The 21,136-nt window shown below is 47.7% G+C and carries 20 protein-coding genes and 1 riboswitch; of the genes, 6 read left to right on the forward strand and 14 right to left on the reverse strand.

What is annotated here, in order from left to right; all coding sequences use genetic code 11:
* Positions 1 to 151: 151 nt before the first annotated feature.
* The 4 genes from AC4PHM_RS05290 to AC4PHM_RS05305 all read right to left on the reverse strand — a co-directional run bounded on the left by AC4PHM_RS05290 (position 152) and on the right by AC4PHM_RS05305 (position 4,672).
* Positions 152 to 832 carry a SanA/YdcF family protein gene (locus tag AC4PHM_RS05290; protein WP_492019871.1) on the reverse strand — a complete coding sequence of 227 codons (681 nt, stop codon included), beginning with the start codon at positions 830 to 832 and terminating at the stop codon, positions 152 to 154.
* A 5-nt stretch (positions 833 to 837) separates the two neighbouring features.
* Complete coding sequence (locus tag AC4PHM_RS05295) at positions 838 to 1,239, reverse strand: hypothetical protein (RefSeq protein WP_492019872.1); 402 nt, start codon at positions 1,237 to 1,239, stop codon at positions 838 to 840.
* Between the two features lie 385 nt (positions 1,240 to 1,624).
* Positions 1,625 to 3,214 carry an IS1182 family transposase gene (locus AC4PHM_RS05300; protein ID WP_492019206.1) on the reverse strand — a complete coding sequence of 530 codons (1,590 nt, stop codon included), beginning with the start codon at positions 3,212 to 3,214 and terminating at the stop codon, positions 1,625 to 1,627.
* Positions 3,215 to 3,355: 141 nt separating this feature from the next.
* Positions 3,356 to 4,672, reverse strand: coding sequence for a glycoside hydrolase family 1 protein (locus tag AC4PHM_RS05305; protein ID WP_492019873.1), 1,317 nt, complete (start codon positions 4,670 to 4,672; stop codon positions 3,356 to 3,358).
* A gap of 583 nt (positions 4,673 to 5,255) precedes the next feature.
* Between AC4PHM_RS05305 and AC4PHM_RS05310 the strand changes: the two genes are divergently transcribed.
* The 4 genes from AC4PHM_RS05310 (at position 5,256) to AC4PHM_RS05325 (ending at position 8,120) form a co-directional block, all read left to right on the forward strand.
* Positions 5,256 to 5,588, forward strand: coding sequence for a hypothetical protein (locus AC4PHM_RS05310; protein ID WP_492019874.1), 333 nt, complete (start codon positions 5,256 to 5,258; stop codon positions 5,586 to 5,588).
* 153 nt (positions 5,589 to 5,741) lie between these two features.
* Positions 5,742 to 6,209, forward strand: coding sequence for a bacterioferritin (gene bfr / locus AC4PHM_RS05315; RefSeq protein WP_492019875.1), 468 nt, complete (start codon positions 5,742 to 5,744; stop codon positions 6,207 to 6,209).
* Between the two features lie 276 nt (positions 6,210 to 6,485).
* Positions 6,486 to 6,887, forward strand: coding sequence for an IS200/IS605 family transposase (tnpA, locus tag AC4PHM_RS05320; protein ID WP_492019876.1), 402 nt, complete (start codon positions 6,486 to 6,488; stop codon positions 6,885 to 6,887).
* A gap of 15 nt (positions 6,888 to 6,902) precedes the next feature.
* Entirely contained in the window at positions 6,903 to 8,120 is a 1,218-nt protein-coding gene (locus AC4PHM_RS05325; RefSeq protein ID WP_492019877.1) for an RNA-guided endonuclease TnpB family protein, read from the forward strand.
* A gap of 86 nt (positions 8,121 to 8,206) precedes the next feature.
* On the opposite strand, the gene AC4PHM_RS05330 is transcribed toward AC4PHM_RS05325, so the two are convergent.
* A complete protein-coding gene (locus tag AC4PHM_RS05330) occupies positions 8,207 to 8,620 on the reverse strand; it encodes a hypothetical protein (protein WP_492019878.1) in 414 nt (137 codons plus the stop codon).
* Between the two features lie 91 nt (positions 8,621 to 8,711).
* Positions 8,712 to 8,895, forward strand: a riboswitch (cobalamin riboswitch).
* 109 nt (positions 8,896 to 9,004) lie between these two features.
* Here AC4PHM_RS05330 and cobT point away from each other — a divergent pair.
* Positions 9,005 to 10,132: a nicotinate-nucleotide--dimethylbenzimidazole phosphoribosyltransferase gene (gene cobT, locus AC4PHM_RS05335; protein ID WP_492019879.1), complete on the forward strand. Its 1,128-nt coding sequence runs from the start codon at positions 9,005 to 9,007 to the stop codon at positions 10,130 to 10,132.
* Between the two features lie 109 nt (positions 10,133 to 10,241).
* Here cobT and AC4PHM_RS05340 read toward each other — a convergent pair whose 3' ends face one another.
* The 5 genes from AC4PHM_RS05340 to AC4PHM_RS05360 all read right to left on the reverse strand — a co-directional run bounded on the left by AC4PHM_RS05340 (position 10,242) and on the right by AC4PHM_RS05360 (position 16,875).
* Positions 10,242 to 10,964 carry an SWIM zinc finger family protein gene (locus AC4PHM_RS05340; RefSeq protein WP_492019880.1) on the reverse strand — a complete coding sequence of 241 codons (723 nt, stop codon included), beginning with the start codon at positions 10,962 to 10,964 and terminating at the stop codon, positions 10,242 to 10,244.
* Positions 10,961 to 13,693: a DEAD/DEAH box helicase gene (locus tag AC4PHM_RS05345; RefSeq protein WP_492019881.1), complete on the reverse strand. Its 2,733-nt coding sequence runs from the start codon at positions 13,691 to 13,693 to the stop codon at positions 10,961 to 10,963. Before AC4PHM_RS05345 ends, AC4PHM_RS05340 begins: the two co-directional genes overlap by 4 nt.
* Positions 13,694 to 13,841: 148 nt before the next feature.
* The gene (locus AC4PHM_RS05350; protein ID WP_492019882.1) at positions 13,842 to 15,617 is read right to left on the reverse strand and encodes a S8 family peptidase; all 1,776 of its coding nucleotides are present in this window, start codon (positions 15,615 to 15,617) and stop codon (positions 13,842 to 13,844) included.
* A 294-nt stretch (positions 15,618 to 15,911) separates the two neighbouring features.
* Positions 15,912 to 16,556, reverse strand: coding sequence for an alpha/beta hydrolase (locus AC4PHM_RS05355; RefSeq protein ID WP_291405789.1), 645 nt, complete (start codon positions 16,554 to 16,556; stop codon positions 15,912 to 15,914).
* A gap of 4 nt (positions 16,557 to 16,560) precedes the next feature.
* Complete coding sequence (locus AC4PHM_RS05360; protein WP_291405791.1) at positions 16,561 to 16,875, reverse strand: winged helix-turn-helix transcriptional regulator; 315 nt, start codon at positions 16,873 to 16,875, stop codon at positions 16,561 to 16,563.
* Between the two features lie 211 nt (positions 16,876 to 17,086).
* Here AC4PHM_RS05360 and AC4PHM_RS05365 point away from each other — a divergent pair, with 211 nt between their 5' ends.
* The gene (locus tag AC4PHM_RS05365; protein WP_492019885.1) at positions 17,087 to 17,854 is read left to right on the forward strand and encodes a DODA-type extradiol aromatic ring-opening family dioxygenase; all 768 of its coding nucleotides are present in this window, start codon (positions 17,087 to 17,089) and stop codon (positions 17,852 to 17,854) included.
* A gap of 165 nt (positions 17,855 to 18,019) precedes the next feature.
* On the opposite strand, the gene AC4PHM_RS05370 is transcribed toward AC4PHM_RS05365, so the two are convergent.
* From AC4PHM_RS05370 to AC4PHM_RS05385, 4 genes are all read right to left on the reverse strand, one after another.
* Positions 18,020 to 18,856 (reverse strand): pirin family protein, encoded by an 837-nt coding sequence (locus AC4PHM_RS05370; protein ID WP_492019886.1) that lies wholly within the window; start codon positions 18,854 to 18,856, stop codon positions 18,020 to 18,022.
* Positions 18,857 to 18,961: 105 nt separating this feature from the next.
* Positions 18,962 to 19,096, reverse strand: a complete 135-nt coding sequence (locus AC4PHM_RS05375; RefSeq protein WP_291405797.1) for an ASCH domain-containing protein — start codon at positions 19,094 to 19,096, stop codon at positions 18,962 to 18,964.
* Between the two features lie 139 nt (positions 19,097 to 19,235).
* Positions 19,236 to 19,535: a hypothetical protein gene (locus tag AC4PHM_RS05380; RefSeq protein ID WP_291405799.1), complete on the reverse strand. Its 300-nt coding sequence runs from the start codon at positions 19,533 to 19,535 to the stop codon at positions 19,236 to 19,238.
* Positions 19,536 to 19,690: 155 nt separating this feature from the next.
* Positions 19,691 to 21,136 carry a multicopper oxidase family protein gene (locus AC4PHM_RS05385; RefSeq protein ID WP_492019887.1) on the reverse strand — a complete coding sequence of 482 codons (1,446 nt, stop codon included), beginning with the start codon at positions 21,134 to 21,136 and terminating at the stop codon, positions 19,691 to 19,693.

The raw sequence follows: 21,136 nt of genomic DNA on the forward strand, positions 1-21,136 counted from the left end.
AATATTGTCATTATCATTTGTCGAGAGGAAGAAGGGGGCGATTGGCACACGCTGCTGACACCACCTTCCAACTCAACGCCATCAAAAAAACGAAAGCCGGCGCCCCCAGCCTTTTGCGAGCAGCGTCCGACTCCCTCTTCACCTCTTCATCTCAGTCATGACTCAGCCTTCCGTCCCCTGTGATAGGTATGACCTCACCCAAATACTTTGGCTCTGGCTTTATAAGGCACATGACAAAATCTTTGTTTTTTGCCAGAAATTCTCTGACATCCCTGCCCCACTGTCCTGCATAATGGCTGCCCTCAGCGCTGACGCCCACAGCCTGCAGACCCAGCCTCTTGGCAATATAAAGCGCCCTGTACAAGTGATATTTTTGGGTGACGACCACCGCTCCTTCAACCGCAAAGACCGCTTTGGCCCTATAAATTGAATCATACGTCGAAAAGCCCGCGTGATCCAAAAATATATCCTCGGCCGGAACGCCCTGCGCCAACACATAGTCCTTCATGGCATTGACCTCATCATAACGTTCCTGCCCATTGTCTCCGCTGAGAAGCAGCTTTGGCGCGACGCCTGCCTCATACAGCTCAATCCCCTTATCCAGCCGGTCCCGCAGCATGAAGCTCGGCGTCCCATCAGGCCTAATCCCGGCACCTAGAACCAGAATGCAGTCCGCATGGGCATTGTTACTCGGTTCCACCGCCTCTAGACCCGAGACAATACCACTGCTCATGCCGATAGTCACATAACCGCCAATCACAAAAGGGATTGCCAGCAGAATGAATACAATTGAGAGGACTCTCTTCCAATATTTTATAATCTTCGTCTTCATCCCCATCATTCCACATGCAAATAAATCGCAATCATGAGCAGCACCGCGATCCCCCTATGTAGCTTCAGCCAAAGGCCCCCGCGCTTTTTCTTATAAAAGCCGTAGCCCCCCAGGACGACCTGAAATATCAGGACTGAGGCCGCCATAGCTCCGGTCAGACTGAGCCCATAGGTAAAAAACTGAACCAAAAAGTGCAGGAGCAGCGCGCCGATGGTCATCACCCCAAACAACTTATGATACTTGACAATGACCTTCATAAACATACTGAAGCCTTTAAACACCAGATCATTCTTTTTGATCTGAGCGCGAAATTTCTTATTCACCCATTTGACAAAAAAGTTAAGAATCGTCAACACATAGAGAAAAATAATGGTCCCGCCCAGAAATTCGCCCAAATCTTCGAACATAGCCTCGACCTCCTGATTTTTATTGTTTTTAGGATCTTGTTATAACACTATGGGCAATCTAGGGATTAGATTGTGTACAACCTATTCCGCTTTCTCTCCTTAGTGTCCTCAATACCCACACAGTTCGTTCGACTATCACAAGTTTACGATTCTTTTGAAGGCAAACAAAAACACTGTCCAACATAAGAAACTTGGTGTCTGACACCGAGTTTCTTCCAAAAAGGGGCTGTTGCAAAACTAGTAAATTTAGTTTTGCAGCAGCCTTTTTGCGTGCTATTTGCAATAACTTGCTTTCGAGAAAATTGACTTTTAGCTCGAGTCACCCATTAACATTAATTATAGGGTCGACAAAAAAGCCTAGTGTCTGCGTTTTAAAATTTCTAGGCTAAGCCGCTTTTTTGTACTCGATAATGCCGGTCTGGTTGTTTTGGATTTTATTATGGAGTTTGTTCAGGTTAATCGCCATAGCGACCATAATCATATCCGCTACTATTTTTTTCATTCCCTTACGTCGAAACCGGTCATAAGCAAGACCATCTTTGACTTTTGAGAATACACCTTCCGCCTGAATGGAGCGGTTGATCCTCTCGTTGATGCCTTCTTCTGATGCAATATTTTCTGCGGATTGACTACGGAACGCTTCAAAGGCAGGAGAGTACTTCAGGCTTTTCTTTTCAGGATCAGGATTCTTTCGACTTTTAATGCATTGGTCACTGTATTGGCAGCCTTTGCATTCAAAGCATGTGTAAACCCAGTTGATGTCTTCGAAGCCTGAAGCAGATCTCTTGATGCTGTCTTTACATCGGATGAGCTTTTTGCCAGCTTTGCAAACATAGACATCTTCATTTTCCATATATTGCATGTTTTCTCTTCGGCTAATGTCTTCTCTTACCTTTTTTATGTCTTTCGTTTCATGATTTGCCGGTTTGATGTAAGCTTTCAAACCTTTGCTGGCTAGATACGCGTAGTTTTCCACGCTTTCATACCCTGCGTCTGTGACGATGTTTTTTATGCGAGAACTATACGCTGCCAGCAGTTCTTCGAGAAAAGGCTTCAGTGTATGCAGATCATTCGTATGCTGGCTGCCCATCACGCCTACGACAAATGCGCCGCTTGAAGCCATTTGGATGTTATAAGCAGGCTTAAGTTGACCATTTCGCATATGATCATCTTTCATGCGCATGAAGGTTGCATCGTGATCTGTCTTTGAATAACTGTTTCTGGTGCCCATAGCCTTAAGATGCTTTTCATATGTTTCAAACTTTTCTTTTATCTCTTTATAGTACTCGTACTCACGTTGCTGCACGGTCTTGCGATGACCTACACCACGCACAAACTCAATTTTCAGCTTGCTGCATCTGTTTCTGATGTTGTTAAACTCCGCACACACCCTTGATTGGACTTCTTTTAAGGTGCTATTTTCTGACATGTTAAGTTCTTTGAGCATGCGTTCTTTTAGCTTGCTTTGATATTTTTCGACAGCCTTGCGCCAAACAAATGTGTATCGATTGGAGACTGCCTCAATCTTAGTCCCATCTATATACAGACTCTTTAGGTCTACATGCCCATCTTCTATGAGTATTTCCACAAATTGTCTCTGCAAATCCGCCATATGATCAATGAGCATGTTTTGAAATCGACAGATCGTGGTGTGATCCGGCGCTTTTCTACCTCCAAGAAGGTAGTGTCCTCTCACATCATACTCACAAAAATCTTCAATTTTTCGATTTGATGATTTTCCTTCGCTATTACAGAAAAGAACAATTTTAAGGAAGTTAACAAAATCTACGGCTGGCTTTCTGCCCTTTTTAGGCAAGGTGCTTATTATTGCGCTTAAATCCATCCTCTCTACTATTTTGCACACCAGTCTGACCTTGCTATCCTCTGGAATTAATGTGCCCACACTAAAATTCATTGGCAGTTGCCAAAATTGGGCTGAAGCGTTATGATGATCTAGGGTTATTTGGTTCTGCATAAATCAATTATACCCTATCGGGACTGGCTCTTGGAGCCGGTCCTGATTCATTTTTTGCATTTAAAGAGACAGATGGTCATCAATTAGATTTCCATCTGTCTCTTTTTTAGGGGGGCCTATTTTGCAACAGCCCCTTCCATTTCATTCCATTACACCACGATTTCTGCAAATCCCAGCATAAAATTCACCGCTTTTTCGTAGTGTTCTCTCCTGAGTCTCAAAGTCGACAGCAAATAGTCCAAAGGGGCCTGATTCGCCTTCCAGCAGTTCGAAATTGTCCATGAGGCTCCAGTGGTAGTAGCGTTCAATCGGCAGACCTTCCTCGATCAACTCGGAAACGGCCTTAAGATGATCGTAGATGAATTGGGTGCGGAAGGCGTCTGCAGCGTCACAAGTGCCGTTTTCGGTGATCCAGATGGGGAGGGAGGGGTGGTGGCGGTGGGACCATCGGCAGACTTTTTTGAGGCCTTCGGGATAGATTTCCCAACCAAGATCATTTTTGGGTTTATCCGGAAGAATTTCCGCATAGAAACCACGGCCGTGGACACCACTGCGAGAATAATAATTTATGCCCATGAAGTCTGAGACCACTTGCCTGCGCTTAAACATGCCAACGATGCTGAGTGGCGGCAGCAGACGTCCCGTGGTAAAGGCCATGACTGATACACCCTGGAACAGATAGGACATAAGCTTCGCTGCAGCGCAATCCAACCCTTTGGGACTGTAGGGCACGAAATCGATCAGGTGATGAGCCACGCCCACGCGGGTCTGACCCCGGTTGCCAAGTTGGTTGTCAGCAGAGTGGACCTGCCCTCCGTTGTTGCCCCCGTTATTAAGCTCCAAACGCATCTCGTGGATCAGACTGTACGCTGCGATGTGGCAGCGGGCAAGATTCGCGAGGACCTTCATGGACTTGCGAAAGCTCTTTTCGCCCGGAGGCCAGATACCAAAATAGTAGCCGTTGGATGCATAAACGTTGGGCTCATTGAAGGTGACATAGTCCTTGACAAGATCGCCCAAGTGCTCCATGACATAGCGCACATAGCGCTCAAAATATGTAACACAGTCTGGGTTCAAGAATCCGCCGAGATCGGCGAACCAGAGCGGGAGGGAGAAGTGGTGGAGGGTGATCATGGGCTGAATGCCGTTATCGATAAGAAGGGACAGCTCCCGACGGTAGTGGCAAATGGCGGCGTCGCTGAAAACCCCGTCCTCCGGCTCAATGCGGCTCCATTCGAGGCCCATTCGGTAAATCTGCTGATGGGTATCTGTCAGCAGTCGGAGGTCTTCGTCAACACGGTTCCAATGGTCAGCGGCGCGCAGGCAGGTGGAGCCATCTTTAATATGACCTTCTTCGCACCATTTGAACCAGGTGTTATTGCGGTCCCCACCCTCAATTTGGGTCGCGGAGGTGGCACTGCCCAGGAGGAAATGATCCGGCAATTTGAAGGGCTTCATAGATTAGTCACCTCCTTTTGGGGGTTCTGGTCCTGTGCCACAGCAGTCGCTTTCACAGTCCCATAGGACTCAATAACTCAACTCTCGTTATAGAAGTGACTTAGGGTGGAGTAAGGTCATTTAACTGGTCAACGGATTGGTTGATAAACGTTAAAGATTCTTGAGGTGATGTTTAAGGACTTTTTACTTAAGGCGAGTGCTGTAGTGCTTTAAGATTTACAAGAAATATATGTATTTATATCCATTCTCTTGGTGATTACTCACGTGGCTTAGCTGCCTATTGTTTAACATTAACAAGCCTTTGAATAATTCTCCATTTTGAAGTTGGACGGCGGCGTCGATAGGTTTCGTTCGGTGATGTTAGGTTTTTTAGGTGATGATAAGTGGCGATAGGCTCGAGCTGCAGACGCAGACACAATCGCAGTCGCAGCTAAAGTCGCAGCCGCTGACAAACTATTCCACGTTCCCTCTACTTTGCTAGTTTCCACTTAAACATACTTTAATATTATTCGTTTCAGGGTATAAATACAGATAATCAATTGACCACCTTCGTTCCTGTGACTTTCCTAAGGAGGCTTATGTCATGAAGACTGCTTTTCTCCCCAAAACCAAAACCGGACAATGGTCGGTCATACTGTTCGTAGTTTTCATCTTACTCACTTTTTTAGGTACTTACCTATCGAGAGCCTTAAATAACGATATTGAATATCCAAATCCAATCAACAGTCCAATTTTAGGCACCGTGCTCTATCTTACGTTTATCATTGCAGGCGCAGCCTTTATTACCGGAATCCGAGCTTTTTTGAAATACAAAGAGCGCGCCATAACAGTCTATATTGTGCTGGTCATAGGTGGGTATTTCGCTCTTGCTGGTTCTGCGTTGTTCATAGTTGGAATGTTTGAGCTGCTGAGATGATTTTCAAGACACCTTCATCAGAAAGTATATTACATTGCACACAATCTAATTCCCTTTCTCCCCATAGTATATTGACGAAATTGCGTTTATAATCCTCAAAAAAGGGAAACTAGATAACGATGTACAAAACATTAAAATTTGGGAGTTGAGCGTATGAAAGGCAACAAAGAATTGATCGACGCGCTAAATGGTCTACTGTCAGATGAACTCACCGCCGTCAACCAGTACATGGTCCACTCCGAGATGTGTGCCAACTGGGGCTATGAAAAGCTACATAAGCATTTCGAGAAGCGAGCTATTGATGAGATGAAGCATGCGGAAAAACTAATCGGCAGGATTTTGTTCCTGGAAGGCATTCCAATTGTAACCCAGCTTAACAAGGTGCATATTGGCAGCGACACCATCAAGCAGCTGGAAAATGACCGCCTGGCTGAGATGGACGCCGTCAAGGCCTATAACGACGCGATCGTCCTGGCCGGCGAGGTCAGAGACTTTGCCACCCGCGAAATCCTCGAGTCCATCCTTAACGACGAAGACCGCCATCTGGACGGCATCGAGGAGCTCCAGGACCAAATCTCCCACATGACCCTGCCAATCTTCCTCACCACTCAAGTGAACTGATTTATCACTACCCAACAATTTTAAACAAAAAGCCAGCCTCTGCCGATGGTCATCCATTTCCACAACACATCGCAAGGGGCTGGTTTTATTGTTTTGCACCCTCTATTCAATTGTGCCTCCTACTGGCCCTTTCGCTTGATTAAATAACCGCGCACACCCGTGACTTCAGTCGTGGGTTAGCGGCGCCTTATGTATAGTTATGAATTAAATTGTAATCCTTCAATTTACTTTGTTACAACATAACCGTATGTTATAATAGTACTGAGGTGTTGTGGAATGTCTAAAGTAAAAAAAGGTCGAGGTTATGTCTACTCTATTCAGTATCATATTGTCTGGTGCGTCAAGTATAGACGAAAAGTTCTGACTGGCGCGGTAGAGGAAAAACTCAAGGAAATCCTTTTTAAAATAGCGGATGAAAATGGATTTACAATTGAAGAATTTAACTGTGATCAAGATCACGTTCACTTGCTGATCGACTGTAAACCTCAGCACTACATTCCCAACTTCATTAAAGCGCTCAAAGGTGTCAGCGGCAGATTCATGTTTGAGAATTGTCCGTGGCTAAAAGATAGCTTTGAGGATGGGCACTTATGGAATCCAGGTTATTTTGTCGTTACGGGTTTCGAGAATATTGAAGCTCAAGTTGAAGCCTATATACAATCACAAAAAGAAAAATAGGGCGGTGCTGAGAGCATGCGGATTGAAAAGGGCTATAAGTACCGAATACAACCCAATAAAACTCAGCAGGTACAACTCGAGACTATGTTCTCAGCAAAGCGCTTTGTTTGGAATCATTTTCTGAAACTGAACATGGATCGGTATGAGAAGAAGGAACACCTCATCCCTTACAATAAGATGTCGAAGCTGCTCACTGAGCTCAAAGCAACTCATCCATGGCTCTATCAGTGCGAAAAATCTGTTTTACAGAACACTCTTAAAGACCTAGCGAGTGTTTATTCACGCTTTAATAAAGGTCCAAAGAAATACTCGAAGAAAACCCTGGAAAAAGCAGCGCGGACAGGTAAAACGCTTACCTTTTATGATCTGGAAGGACACCCGAAATTCAAATCCTACAGGGATTTAGTCCAGTCCTGCAAAATGAGCTGGACCGGAAACAATATCGAGGTCAAGGAAAAGGAAGTTCAGTATACCTCCTCCGGCAAGTATAGAAAGCAAAACTGCAAAATCAAACTTCCAAAAGTAAAAGATGTTAAAATTGCCTATTCAAGACCCTATCAGGGTAGACTGGTATCTGCATCGGTCACCAAAGAATCAGATGGAAAGTATTACGTCAGCCTGTGCTGTATTGAAATAGAGCATGAGCCAGCTGCTGCGACGGGTGCAAACGTTGGCATCGATATGGGCTTGAAAGCGTTCTATTACACCTCTGACAAGGAGGTCGCGGCAAATCCAAAATATTACCGAAAATATGAAAAACGCATGATCAAAGAACAGCGCAGGCTTAGCCGTCGTCAGGAGGGCGGAAAGAATCGAAACCGACAGCGCGTCAAAGTGAGCCGTTGGCATAAGCGGGTTAGAAACTGCCGAAAGGATTTCATTCACAGGCTGAGTACATCGCTGATCCATCGCTACGATCAGATCTTCATAGAAGACCTAAATGTGAAAGGTATGATGGGAAGCAGAAGACTGGCAAAGAGCATTGCTGACGCGGGCTTTTCAGAGTTCTTCAGACAACTGGAGTACAAGGGTAAATGGAATTATAAGCTGGTACACAAAGTAGACAGGTTCTATGCGTCTAGTCAATTCTGCTCTGAATGTGGTCATCAAAGTGAACAGACAAAGGATTTAAGTGTAAGGCTATATCAGTGCGAGATATGTGGACTAGAAATCGACAGGGATTTCAACGCAGCCGTCAACATTTTAAAAGAAGGATTAAGAATCGTAAGTTAACGTAACAAGAACCGCAGGAACTGTGGGGATCGCTTGGTATATTTCGCATCGGTGGATGTGAGGACCCAAGAATCCCGTGACTTCAGTCATGGGTGGTTCAACTCACTCCCAGGCTTAAACCTGAGCGCTGACCAATCCTCATCCAGTGCGATCTGTCTGACAGGTTCAAGGCCAAGGTCCTTAAAAGCGTCCCAAAAGTTATCCCGTCTGAGATCCGACTTGTATCTCTTGGACGATTTTTTAGGATACGCCACCCAGATCAAACCGGATGGGTCCATAGTGCTTTTGAGAATGGGTTTAATTTCCGCCAGCTGCGCTTGGTCCCTCGCAAAGCACAATACAAAGAGGCAGGTTTCACCAGGCGGATCAAAAAGTACTGTCAATTGCTCCTGCCACTGCGCTAATACACTGCTGAATGCTTCAGGGACATTGAAAGCAAATATTGAAGTCTGATCCTTAACGTTGAGTTTCTTTAAAAGCTCTGCCGATGGTTGATCCATAACAACGCTCCTCCCATAATTACTTTCACACATCCAAATTATACCTTTTTGCACTTGATATCTTCAAAAATTCTGTTAGAATCATATTAATTGAACATGAACGCTCTTAGGTGCCCCATGCTGGGGAGAATAGGGAAACCGGTGAAACTCCGGTACGGACCCACCACTGTAAAGGACGAGTCTTTCGCTGATCCACTGGCTTTCGCCGGGAAGGGGGCGAACTAAGACGCTTGAGTCCCTTGAGTCAGGAGACCTGCCTAAGAACAAAAGTCTTTCCTGGGTAACGGAGAGCAGCGGAGATGACGGCAAAGTCCCGACCACAATACTTTTTATTGTGGCGGGACTTTATTTTTTTACCAAAATTTGACTTGGAGGAGATTTAAAATGACAACCGAACTTAAAACAAACAAATTTCACGGCCTGGAAGCACTCAAAAGCGCAAGCCCCGAAGCACTCGAAGCGGCAATAAAAGAACTTGCCAGCGGGATTGAAGCGCTGGATCAGAATGCGGCCGCCGGCATGCAGCAGCGACTGGACTCCAAAATTAAGCCCCTGAGAAGTCTTGGCGTCTTAGAAGACATTGCCCAGCAAATCGCGGGGATTATGGGCACCCCTAACCCAAAAGTTAACAAAAAAGCCGTCCTCCTGATGGCAGGCGACCACGGCGTCGTTGTGGAAGGCGTAAGTGCCGCGCCACAGGAGATCACTGCCCAGATGTTTTACAGTTATCTGAGAGGAGAAGCCGGCATCAACGTCCTGGCAAGGCACGGAGGCGCGGAAGTCATCTGCACGGATATTGGCATAGTCTCCCCTTTGGATCCTCCAGTGCTCATGGCCAACCGCGTCAAAAACGGCACGGACAACATTGCCCATGGACCAGCCATGACGAGAGAAGACGCTATGCGTGCAATTCTTACCGGCGCGAGAATCGCCTCAGAAGCCATTGATTCAGGTGTGAACCTCCTCGCTACCGGCGAAGTCGGTATTGGAAACACGACGCCGAGCGCGGCGCTGATTTCTGTCTTCACCGGACACAGTGTCGAAGAAGTCACAGGCCGCGGCACCGGACTTAAGGATGACGCCCTCAAACATAAGGAAAACATCATTCGCCAAGCGATCGAAGTCAACCAACCTGACCCTGCTGATCCAATCGGTGTGCTGTCCAAAGTCGGTGGCCTTGAAATTGCGGCGCTCTCCGGCGCAATCCTGGAAGCCTCTTACCGGCATGTTCCTATCATCCTGGACGGTATCATCTCCACCGCCGCGGCCCTCGCAGCTGCTCAAATCGCGCCTCTTTCAGCAGCCTACATGATCTCCTCCCACAACTCTGAAGAAAAAGGCCACGAGATTGGCCTGAAACAGCTTGGCATTAACTTCCGTCTCGACTTCCATATGAGATTGGGTGAAGGCACAGGCGCCGCTCTTATGTTCCCTATGGTTGAGGCTGCGCTGAAGATCGCGGATGAAATGGCGACGTTTAACGCTGCTGGTGTTACGACGGGGGATTTTTAGGCAACTGGCACTCAGTCTAATTTAAACGAAAAAGTCCCTTTGCCGATGGTTGTGAGAACCGTGACCATCGGCAAAGGGACTTTGTTTTTGTATTTAATTAATTATTGCTTTACAACTCTAATCCAAAGTGGTCTTCCAACTCTTCCGCTTGGATTTCCCGCTCGCTCTTCTTCCCGGCATTCTTCAGCATGCTTTCCAGCTTGGCCTCCATGGACTTTTTCACCAGTTCCCGTCCGTCTAAATGCCTGAGTTCGAAGAACAACATGGGGTTCTGGTCCAGCCTGGCGCCGACGCCGTAAAGCACCGCGGCCACGTGCTTACACATGCTGGCCCAGTCCGGGCAGCTGCAGTCAAAATGAATCTCCTTGGGGGATGGAAACAACCCATACTTACGGTCCTGAAACAGAACCTCCAGCGCTTTTGGAAATTTGCCTTCGACCAGCTGTTCCAGGGAATCAATCTGATGATTGCACAGCGACGTGATCTGCGCCCATTTGTCGTCGCTTAAGGTGTCGATGCTTATTTCCACTTTGTAGGGCTTCGACCGGCTGCCCTGGACCAGTGCGTCGACGCGGCCTTTGGTGATTTTAAGGTCCAGGACGGTGTTGCTCTTCACGTAGCTCTTGCCCCGTCCAATCCTGTTGCTGTAATCCGCATAGCTCTCCAGGTTGGCATTCCAGGCTTTGCCCCACCACGTTCTGGCCAGGGTCCGTCCCTCGATGATCACCGGCTCAGCCTCAGGATTCTGCTTCATCAGCTTTTGGAGTCCCTTCTGAGCCTTGGCCTTTTTCTCAGCGACCGTTTCCGGCCTTCGATAATTATAGAAACTCATGAGACATCACTCTCCAGACTGAGCATGGCCACCAGTGTCTCATTGCTGTATTCCGTGATCCACTGCTCGCCGCTGGTCTCTTGTAAGAGTTCACCCGAGAGCTTTTGCTTTTCCTCTATGATGGCGTCAATTTTTTCTTCGACGGTGCCCTTGGTCACCATCTTGTGCACCATGACGTTCTTGTTCTGACCGATTCGGAAGGCGCGGTCTGTGGCTTGGTTTTCGACGGCGGGATTCCACCACCTATCAAAATGGATGACATGGTTCGCCGCTGTCAGGTTGAGTCCGACGCCGCCCGCCTTCAGGGACAGTACCATATAGGGCACATAATGCTCGCCGTTGAACTGCTCGACCATCTCGCTGCGACGCTTGACGGGAGTCCCGCCGTGCAGCACCAATCCCTCCTTGCCAAAGATTTCCTTGAGGAATGCAGACAAGGGCTCCGTCATTTCCCTGAACTGGGTAAAGATCAGCACCCTCTCGTGCTTGTCGTGAATGGTTTCGCAAAGCGCCCTTAAATGCTCGAACTTCCCGCTGTGCTCCTCCTTAAACGCATCCTGACCCAGATATTGGTCCGGATGATTGCAGATCTGCTTGAGTTTCATGATGCTGGCCAGGACGAGACCCTTGCGCTCGATTCCTTCGGCTGTTTCCAGTTTCGTCTTCACGTCTTCAACCAGCTGCTTGTAGAGCAGCACTTGCTTTTTCGACAGCCCAGCATAGGCGTTCATCTCGAGTTTGTCAGGCAGATCCGCGATAATGGATTTATCCGTCTTCAAGCGCCTGAGAATGAAAGGCTGTATCATCCTTCTGAGTTTAGTGTAACCCATAGTTTCCTCACCCAGCTTCTTTCCGAATTTCGCAAACTCCTTGGAGGTTCCGAGCAAGCCCTGATTGAGAAAGTCAAAGAGCGACCACAAGTCACTCAACCTGTTCTCGATGGGGGTGCCTGTCATGGCAATGCGCATACCTGCAGGAATCGCTTTGATGGCCTTGGTCTGCTTCGTGCCTGGATTCTTGATGGCCTGGGCTTCATCCAGAATCAACAGATCCCAGTGTTTTTCCTTTAAGGCTTCCATTTTGACGGCCATCCCATAAGTTGTGATGTACAGGAATTTTCCTTCCTCAATCTCGAGTTTGCCTTTACCCTTGAGATCGCTTTTATGCAGGATCTGATAAGGCATCTCCGGGGCGAACTTTTCAATTTCCTTCTGCCAGTTGCCAATCAATGAAGCCGGCAGCACCAGCAGGGTTTGGCCCCCATTGTCAGTGAGTGTCAGACACTCAGTTTCGTCTTTGGGTGTCTGACACCCAGTTTCATTTAGTGTCTGACACCGCCCGTTCAATCTGTAATGCTCCAGGAACGCGATCATCTGGACCGTTTTTCCGAGGCCCATGTCGTCTGCCAGACAAGCCCCAAAGCCATATTGCGACATCCGGTTCAGCCACTGGTAGCCCGTCTCCTGATAAGGCCTCAGCGATGCCTTAAACGTCGGAATTTCTTTGGCAGGTTCTGTGGACACCGGCAACACCAAGCTGTCTTTGAGAGTCCTGAGCCACTGACCGTTGGAAATAGACACCTCGACCTCGCTATCAGCCACATCCAGCAGTTTCTCGGGACTGAGCTCCATTCTCATGGCGTCACTCAGGGTCAGACCCCCGTGGCCTGACTGCCCTTCAATCCTTTCAAAGGCCAGCAGCACCGCCTCAAGACGCTTCTTATCTAGTTCCACCCATTTCCCCTTATACTGGACCAAACCTTCAGCCATCTCCAAAAACGCCCGAACCTCCGCTTCGGTCAGCGTGTCGTCGCCCAGTTTCATGACTGGCACAAAATCCAAAATGGCGTCCATTCCAACTTTGGATGGCGACTTTTCCCCCACCGTCACGGATACCTGAGCGATCCGGCTCTTCTTTCGCCACCAGTCCGGCACGCGGCACATAATCCCAGCCTCTTCATACAGGGCGGTCTCCTTCAAAAAAGTATAAGCTTCCTCGCTTGTCAGCCTGAGAGGCAAGAACAACTCCCCACTTTCCATAAGCCCCGAAATAAACGCGCTCCGGTCCGCCGCCTTGATAACGGTGGAAATCAAGGCCAGCAGCCTTTTCTCATCCCCCTCGAACTCCTCTAGGGCGTGCTTCAGCGGCGTGTGCACCGCCCGGTTGCGCGTCTCCGGCTTCGTCGAATAAGTCGCCATAAACGCGAACGGAAATCGCTCATCCTTGCTTTCGACCAAATGAAAGAAGACCCTCCCAGCAACGTTGATGCCCGCGTTGTGCTCCGTAAAGTACCGGCTGACCGAGCCCTCATAGACCTGAATCTCCCTTTTGAATACCTGCAGCAGCCTCTCCCAAAGCCTTTCGAGCCAAGCCTCGTTCACAAATTCCATGCCATTGACAAAGGGCAGCCTGTCCCTGAGCCGCGCCGCTTCTTCACCCGAAAGCTCGACCTCGATCAGCTCGCGGTCCACTTCCAGGTCCGGCTGTTGACTGATTTTCCGGATCAGAAGCTCTGCTACTTGGTGCAGATACTCGAGCCCGGCTGAAAACCACTTCTCCCGGCTCAGATATCCCAATCGGTACAGCGCCTCGAATTTGTCCCGCTCGAAAACACCTGCCCACTCCAGTACTTCTGCCGATGGTTCCCCTTCCCCAACCTCCACCACAAAGGAAACCAGATTAAAATAAGCATCCAACTCACATGCTTCGCTGCTTTTATAACGTGCCATTCGCACCATCCTTTGACCATAAAAAATCCAAACAGACATTTAAATATCATTCTGATTTTATCTGAGAATGTGGTCAATGACAAATGTTATGTAAAAAAAGCGGAAGCGGGTGTCTGAGAGACCTCGGACACCCGCTTCCACTTTAATATTACTTGCCGCTCACATTGAATTTGATAGGTATTGCATCAACTGGTTCAAGACCCGCCAACGAAGCGGTGGCTTTAATTGTATATTCACCAGTTGGTGCTTTGTTGGCCACTTTGTGCGCCGCTGAAAATACTCCCAATGCGCTGGTGACACCGGTGTAACGTTTGACAAGCGTAGAATTTGGTTCCGGACTCCATACTTCAATAGCTACATTTGCCCCACTGACCGGCAAGCTATTTTGATCCTTCACCTCAACGGTGATATAGAACAGTGCGTTCCATTTATAGACTGCTAAATTGGATGGACTCGTTATTGAAACGTTGAGCTCGGTAACGGGAACCGTCGCGTCTTCTTTAAAATATGCCGTCGCAGTTATATTCGAATTCATAGTCACGTTAACAGTGCTAGTTAAAAAATCGGTGCCATTGATGACCCACTTGTCGAATAGGTGACCATCGGCAGGAGTGGCACTGAGTGCTACACTTGAGCCTTCGTTATACACATGGGTGCCACTTATAGGTGAAGTGGTGCCCAATCCGTCCACGCCAACGGTCAGCGTAAACTGTGTCACAGGCGTGGACACCGCATCAACAGCCCGGTCCGCACGGACGAGGCCATTGCCTTGGTGTTCAAATGGAAGATTTAGATTCTCAGCTGTTGTCGTCAGGATCTGCCAGACCTCTCCATTACTCATCATTGGATTCTCAGCCCATACGAGCGCCGCAGTCCCAGCTACGTGAGGCGATGCCATGGACGTGCCACTCCAGCCTTCCTCATACTGGCTGTCTGGAACGGTGCTCATGATGTTGACGCCCGGAGCAATAAGATCAACATCAGGGCCTGTGCTTGAAAAATAGGCGCGATCATCGCTGCTGTCTGAAGCAGCTACCGCAATAACTGAGTCATATTTTGCAGGGTAACCCACTGTATCACCTGTACCTGCATCATTTCCAGAGTTCCCAGCAGAGGCGACAATCAAGATGCCTTCCTCTAAGTAAGCCTTTTTACAAGCGGCGTCAAAGGTGGAGGAATAATAACTGCTGCCCAAACTCATATTGATAATGGAAATATTATTCTGCTCGCAGACCCATTGAATCCCCGCAATAATTGCGGAAGTCGAGCCGCTGCCATTGTCGCCGAGTACTTTGACTGCATACAAGCTAACTTCAGGCGCGACGCCGACAACACCCAATCCGTTGTCTAAAGCCGCAATTGTCCCTGCAACATGGGTGCCATGACCATAAACGTCATTATATTGATCATCACTTCTCAGAGTCAGTCCTCTGAGATAGAATCGTTTGCCCCCGACCACATTCAGATCCTCATGATCCACATCGATCCCGGTGTCCAGTACTGCGACGCCTATGCCGGCGCCCTTATTCATGACCTCCGGTGGGGTGCCCCAGGTTGGAAACGAATAACTTTCATCACCGAAAACCCGGTCAATCCCCCATGGTGTCGTCTGCTCAAGGGCATAGACCTCAGCATCCAGTTCAATGTAATCAATCTTTGGATTCCTGCTTAAGGCCGCGGCTTGCTGTGGTGTCATTCGGGCAGCAATGACATCCACAAGGTTGAATTCTGCATAGATGTCTCCGCCAAAAGCTCTAACCATTGCCCGGTTTTGGGCTCTCTCTGACATATTGTGAAAACCAATGAGGACGTCAATTTTTTCGCTGGCGCCCAAGCCCAAACTCATGCTCGAACCCAGCAGCATCATCAGAACAATAAGTAATGCTGTTGCCATACCTATCTTGCCATGTACTATTTTTCTCATTCATCTCATCTCTTTCGTGATGGTCCAGCCGGCAAAAACTTCATATTTGGAAGTTGCCAAGATGTTCGTGACACGAGTTGTGGTTTACTAAACCACATCCTTTCGGATTAACTTTCCAGGATATTTATACCCTATGATGGATATGAATAACGTGAGGCTGCATTATAATCAGGTTTGTGTATGGAAGCGGGTGTCTGACACCCACTTCCAACACCCACTTCCACCATAGTCGAACCAAATGAGCGACCCACCACTTCAATCTTGAAGTGGAAGGTCGCTCATATTTTGGATGATTCAATTTTTCGCTCTAAGTCTAAACCACTCAACAACATCATTTTTTTCTTCCTGTGAAACCGAGTGGCCAATAGGGTAGACCTTATAGGTCACGCTCTCAGTCTTTTCGTTGAAATAGTCATAGTTTTCCTGACCTATGCTGATCGGAAAAATCTGATCACGTTCCCCATGACCAATGAAAACTGAAGTGCCATCAAGAGATTTTCCTGAAAACTTTTCTTTGTAATGCTTTGGAATATACCCATTTAGCGCAGCAATGCCCTTAACATTGCTTCCCATTTTCAAAGACAGCACCATAGCTAAAATGGCACCCTGACTGAATCCAAACAAAAATTGCCTGGAAGGATCAATGGGGTATTCTGCTTGCACTTCAGCAATAAATTTTTCTAGGCTCTCGACTGCATTTTCCAAAGAATCCAGATCAGGGTTGCCAATGCTTTTAATCGTAAAATATTGAAAGCCTGAATTAAGCACTAATGCGCCTCTGATTCCAATGATGATGTAGTCCTCTTTCAGTGCCAGCAGCAAACTGACAATATCATTTTCACTGCTGCCCCTGCCATGCATAGCATAGATGACGGGGTACTTTCTCCCCTCTTCCAGATTGGAAGGTAAGGAAATGCTATAGTAAAAATCATTGCTCATCTTCTCACTCCTTAGACCATTTCGAGGCCCATGCCTGTACTTCTGTCATAACGTTCTGGAGATCCCGCCCCTTATCCGTCAACTCGTATTCAATTCTGACCGGCATTTCGGGATAAACCTGCCGCACAACCACACCATGTTCCTCAAGCTCCTTAAGTCGCTCCGTAAGCATCCTCGGGCTGAGGTTTGGAATGACTTCCTGAAAATCGCTGAATCTTTTAGGCCCATTTAACATGACCTGAATGATCAATCCAGTCCAGCGTTTGCCTAATAGTTCAAAAGCCGCTTCAAACTTGGGGCATAATACATTATTTTTCAAGTCGATCATCTCCTGAAGTTATTTTATCATATTTAGTTGACAAAAGTAAGTAGATTATTATATTATACTTACATAAAGTAAGTTAGTATTTTTTATATACTCACTCAACAGTTTCGGAATGCGTAAACAGTTCAAACAACCATAATCTCAGTGCACCCTCTGAGTGTCCATAAGCCTCAGAGACTACAAAAAATTGACAGGAGTGAAATAGATGATCCCCTCCATATTTGTCTGTCACGGCGGACCAAACCTCATTCTTCTGGATAACGATTATACCCAGTCCCTAAGAGCACTTGGAAAACGCTATCAGCCAAAGGCTATTGTTATCTTTACATCCCACTGGGAAAGCCCAACACTCTCGATCTCATCCACAGATGAGACCTACAACATGATTTATGATTTTAGCGGCTTCCAAAAAGAGCTATATTCTTTTAACTATCCTGCCAAAGGATCAACAAAGGTCGCTGCGTTGCTGCAAAACAGCTTGGCGAATCATGGGATCTCATCCCGACTAAACACAGAACGCGGTCTTGATCACGGTTCATGGGATGTCCTTGCGTTAATGTATCCAGAGGCAAACATTCCGGTGGTCCAAGTTTCAATCCATCCAAAGCTGTCTTATGAGGAACAGTACAAAATAGGCAGCGCCATTCAAGAACTCAAACAGGAAGACATTTTGATTATTGGCAGTGGCTCGACCGTTCACAACCTCGGAACCCTCAATTGGAATTCCAATGAAACTCAAGGCTGGGCCGTTGAATTTGACGACTGGCTGTTGGAGCACCTTGAAAAACAAGATCTAGATTCACTTTTCAAATTCGAAAGCCTCGCGCCCCATTCAAAACTGGCAATTCCAAGAAATGAGCATATCGTGCCACTCTTTATCGCCATGGGCAGTGGTCAAAAAAACGCAGCACCAAAACTGTTGCACCGCAGTTATGACTATGGCACCTTAAGTTACATTTCAATAGAATTTTGAGTGAATGATCTCATGTTTTATCGAAGCGCTGCGTAACATGAAAAGCTTTTGCAGATGGTCATTTAAAACAACCATCGGCAAAAGCTTTTGTTTTTGAAATGAAACCGGGGATTGATAGTCGTAAGCCGCTGACACCCAGTTTCTGTAATTGTCCAAATTTCTTTACTACGCAATCTCATGCTGCAAAAAAGTGCCCCTTCTCAAATCGTCAAATGCCTTATTCAGCTCTTCTTTGGTGTTCATGACTATCGGACCACCCCAAACGACAGGCTCCTCCAACCGCGTCGAACTCACAAACAACACTTGGGCGTTTGTATCCGTTGCCTTGAGCTCAACACGATCTCCTGCCGTCAGCTTCACAGCCGTCTTCTCCTTCACCAGCTCACCCCCAACATAGGCGTCTCCCAACAAAGTAAACACCATGACCGAGCGCTCTCGGCCGGTTTTCAAGACAATTGAAGCATTGGGGTTAAGATGAACATCATAATAATCCAGCGGCAGAAAGTGGCTCTGATAGCCTTTACTTCCCTCATACTCACCCGCGAGAAGCCTCAGTTTCCCGTTTTCCAGCGCAATCTCTTCAATGTCAGCATTTTTAATGCTGTGATACGCCGGCGGCACCATTTTGTCCTTGGCCGGCAGATTGAGCCAGAGCTGCACGCCAAGCATCCGCTCGGACGCAGGCAGCTTCTCCTCATGCAAAATTCCGGATCCCGCAGTCATCCACTGCACTTCCCCGTCTCCAATGGTATCCTCATGGCCAAGGCTGTCCCTGTGGGTCATTCTCCCACGGTACATGTAACTGATCGTCTCGATGCCCCTGTGGGGATGCATAGGAAATCCGGCGATATAATCCTCAGGATTGATGCTGTCGAAGGAATCGAGCATTAAAATTGGATCGAACTCCTGAACCGTTGAACCACCTAAAACTCTGACCAGACTGACGCCAGCCCCATCCTGTGTTCTATAGCCTGTGACCTGCTTCTGAATTTTTCGTTCCATGGCTTCTCCTCCTTGTGCTCACTTAAAAAACAGTACAAGATAATTTCTGCCGATGGTTCCCATTCCCCCATCCCCACCAGCAGTTCAAAATTATATCTAGACAAGTTATGAATAAACAGCAAGTTCATTGGCGTCGAACTCATTGTTGCAAAAATGCCACGCTTCATAGGTTTTATGGGTTGCCAACAACGACTCGCCACAATTCTTTATGTATTCAGCCCACATAGTCTCTACCGTCATAACTATTCCCCCTTCAAATTGGCGTATCAAATATAACAAGACGCGTGCTCTTTAATGAACTGCAAATCATTCATAGGCTGATCTCCTCTGCCAGGTTTGGATTTCTTTTTATCATGCCTATACTCCCCACTTCCTACACTCAGATCTGTGAAATAAACATCGCGGCCCCCACCAAGGCTGTAATTCCCACAAGGAGTGAGTAATCCCTCAATTTGAAGAAGGCGTAAATTCCCAATAAAGTGGATGCTGTTAACGCGCTGAGGGCTACGAGCAATATAATATGCTCGAAAAACCCTCCAATAGGGCTAATGGCAAAGGCTTGTGCTTGAAAGTCCTTCGCTAAACCGGAAATTGAAACCAACAGGAGGAAGGCCACCAAACAAATAACCGCTGCTTTGCCCACGAGTGTCTCAGGCAAAACTTTGACTTTTTTTAGCATTATGATGCCCTCCCCTCATCAAAGTAGTTTAACAGTTCATTTTTACCCCAAAATCATCCGATATCATCCGTGACTATAAAAGAGGATATGCCGATGGTCGACCATCGGTATATCCTCTTCACATTTCTGTGAAACCGGGTGTCTGACACCGAGTTTCATTCCACGCGAAACTGCCCCATCATCCCGTTATCCTCGTGTTCCAGGATATGGCAATGGTACATAAAGACACCCGGACGCGCAAAGTTGACAAGAAGCCTCACTTCTTCGCCATCCCTCACAAAGACGGTATCCTTGAATCCCTGCTCCCAAGGCGGAGGCGTCTCGCCATTTCTGGAAATCACGCGAAATTGCGTACTGTGGATGTGGAACGGATGACCGCCAGTGGACATCATCATCCCCCCAGTGTTCCTAACCACCCAAACCTCCGGGGTATTCAGACTGACCACTTCGTCAATTCTGTGGAGATCATAAGTCTTCCCATTTATCGTACCGCTGATGCCCATACTTTCAAGATAAAATTCTCTGACGGGTAGATCACTGACATTGTCAAACGTTCCCGGAAGCAGATAGGACAATGTTGAAGGCAGCGTCGTTTGGGCGGCTGATTCATTTTGAACTCTGAATTCCAGCACCGGAGCGCCATTTGCCATCAAATCGACGCTTTGCTCTTTTCCGCTTGAGAAGTCAACAATCACCTCAGCGCGTTCTCCGGGCGCCAGCTCAATATTGCGCCTCACCACCGGCGCCTCCAGCAGCCCGCCATCGGATGCGATCTGCGTCAAGTCGCTGCCGTCACTTAAAGTGAAATCAAAATTCACCGCGTTTGACGCGTTAAGGAGTCGAAATCTCACCAGCCCGCGCGGCACCTCCAGATACGGCGCAAGGGTCCCATTGACCATGAGCTGATCCCCAGGCACAACCCCCATCATGGTGGTTTGGTAGTTGAACCCGCCGTCCGCATTAAAGCTCCGGTCCTGAACAATCAGCGGAAAATCGTCTACGCCATAGATCTTCGGCAACGGCAGCGCTGACGCCTGGTCATCCTCAATATAGATCAGTCCCGCGAGGCCAAAATAGACCTGATTTGCCGTCTCCCCCTGCAAATGAGGATGATACCATAGGGTTGCCGATGGTTGTTCCACCACAAACTCAGGCGTCCAGCTATCACCCGGCAAAATCCCCTGATGCGGCCCGCCATCCTGTTCGCCGTCCACAATCAAGCCGTGCCAGTGAACCGTGGTCGCCGCGTCAAGCGCGTTATTCACTCGAATCTCTACGCGTTCTCCGTTCCTCATGCGTAGGATTGGTCCAAGATATGTGCCATTATAGCCCATGGTCTGAGCTGAGCCGCTCCCGGTGAATTGTGTTTCACCCCGTGCGGCCGTCAGTTCATATCTGGCAGCAAGAGGATCTGGATCCAGGTCTTCAAGAAGTGCCGGGAGTTTGAGCGGGTTTCCTTCCGGCTTAGGTCCAGCCACAACCGAATTATCTTCATTTAACAATGCCTTGGGCATGGTCATAATCAGAACAGCGCCTAAGATTAATATGACAGCAACCATGCTGAATAGGACAACATCTGAGCCCTTCAGTTTTTTTCTCAT

This window comes from Acidaminobacter sp. QWL-03, from assembly GCF_058683855.1.

Bases quoted from the DNA above. Each gene is read 5' to 3' on its own strand.
- AC4PHM_RS05355 (WP_291405789.1), bottom strand. From the start codon at position 16,556: ATGAGCAATGATTTTTACTATAGCATTTCCTTACCTTCCAATCTGGAA.
- AC4PHM_RS05380 (WP_291405799.1), bottom strand. From the start codon at position 19,535: ATGCTAAAAAAAGTCAAAGTTTTGCCTGAGACACTCGTGGGCAAAGCA.
- AC4PHM_RS05300 (WP_492019206.1), bottom strand. From the start codon at position 3,214: ATGCAGAACCAAATAACCCTAGATCATCATAACGCTTCAGCCCAATTT.
- AC4PHM_RS05305 (WP_492019873.1), bottom strand. From the start codon at position 4,672: ATGAAGCCCTTCAAATTGCCGGATCATTTCCTCCTGGGCAGTGCCACC.
- cobT (WP_492019879.1), top strand. From the start codon at position 9,005: ATGACAACCGAACTTAAAACAAACAAATTTCACGGCCTGGAAGCACTC.
- AC4PHM_RS05370 (WP_492019886.1), bottom strand. From the start codon at position 18,856: ATGGAACGAAAAATTCAGAAGCAGGTCACAGGCTATAGAACACAGGAT.
- AC4PHM_RS05365 (WP_492019885.1), top strand. From the start codon at position 17,087: ATGATCCCCTCCATATTTGTCTGTCACGGCGGACCAAACCTCATTCTT.
- AC4PHM_RS05325 (WP_492019877.1), top strand. From the start codon at position 6,903: ATGCGGATTGAAAAGGGCTATAAGTACCGAATACAACCCAATAAAACT.
- AC4PHM_RS05350 (WP_492019882.1), bottom strand. From the start codon at position 15,617: ATGAGAAAAATAGTACATGGCAAGATAGGTATGGCAACAGCATTACTT.
- AC4PHM_RS05375 (WP_291405797.1), bottom strand. From the start codon at position 19,096: ATGACGGTAGAGACTATGTGGGCTGAATACATAAAGAATTGTGGCGAG.
- AC4PHM_RS05345 (WP_492019881.1), bottom strand. From the start codon at position 13,693: ATGGCACGTTATAAAAGCAGCGAAGCATGTGAGTTGGATGCTTATTTT.
- AC4PHM_RS05310 (WP_492019874.1), top strand. From the start codon at position 5,256: ATGAAGACTGCTTTTCTCCCCAAAACCAAAACCGGACAATGGTCGGTC.
- AC4PHM_RS05385 (WP_492019887.1), bottom strand. From the start codon at position 21,136: ATGAGAAAAAAACTGAAGGGCTCAGATGTTGTCCTATTCAGCATGGTT.
- AC4PHM_RS05330 (WP_492019878.1), bottom strand. From the start codon at position 8,620: ATGGATCAACCATCGGCAGAGCTTTTAAAGAAACTCAACGTTAAGGAT.
- AC4PHM_RS05340 (WP_492019880.1), bottom strand. From the start codon at position 10,964: ATGAGTTTCTATAATTATCGAAGGCCGGAAACGGTCGCTGAGAAAAAG.
- AC4PHM_RS05290 (WP_492019871.1), bottom strand. From the start codon at position 832: ATGAAGACGAAGATTATAAAATATTGGAAGAGAGTCCTCTCAATTGTA.
- tnpA (WP_492019876.1), top strand. From the start codon at position 6,486: ATGTCTAAAGTAAAAAAAGGTCGAGGTTATGTCTACTCTATTCAGTAT.
- bfr (WP_492019875.1), top strand. From the start codon at position 5,742: ATGAAAGGCAACAAAGAATTGATCGACGCGCTAAATGGTCTACTGTCA.
- AC4PHM_RS05295 (WP_492019872.1), bottom strand. From the start codon at position 1,239: ATGTTCGAAGATTTGGGCGAATTTCTGGGCGGGACCATTATTTTTCTC.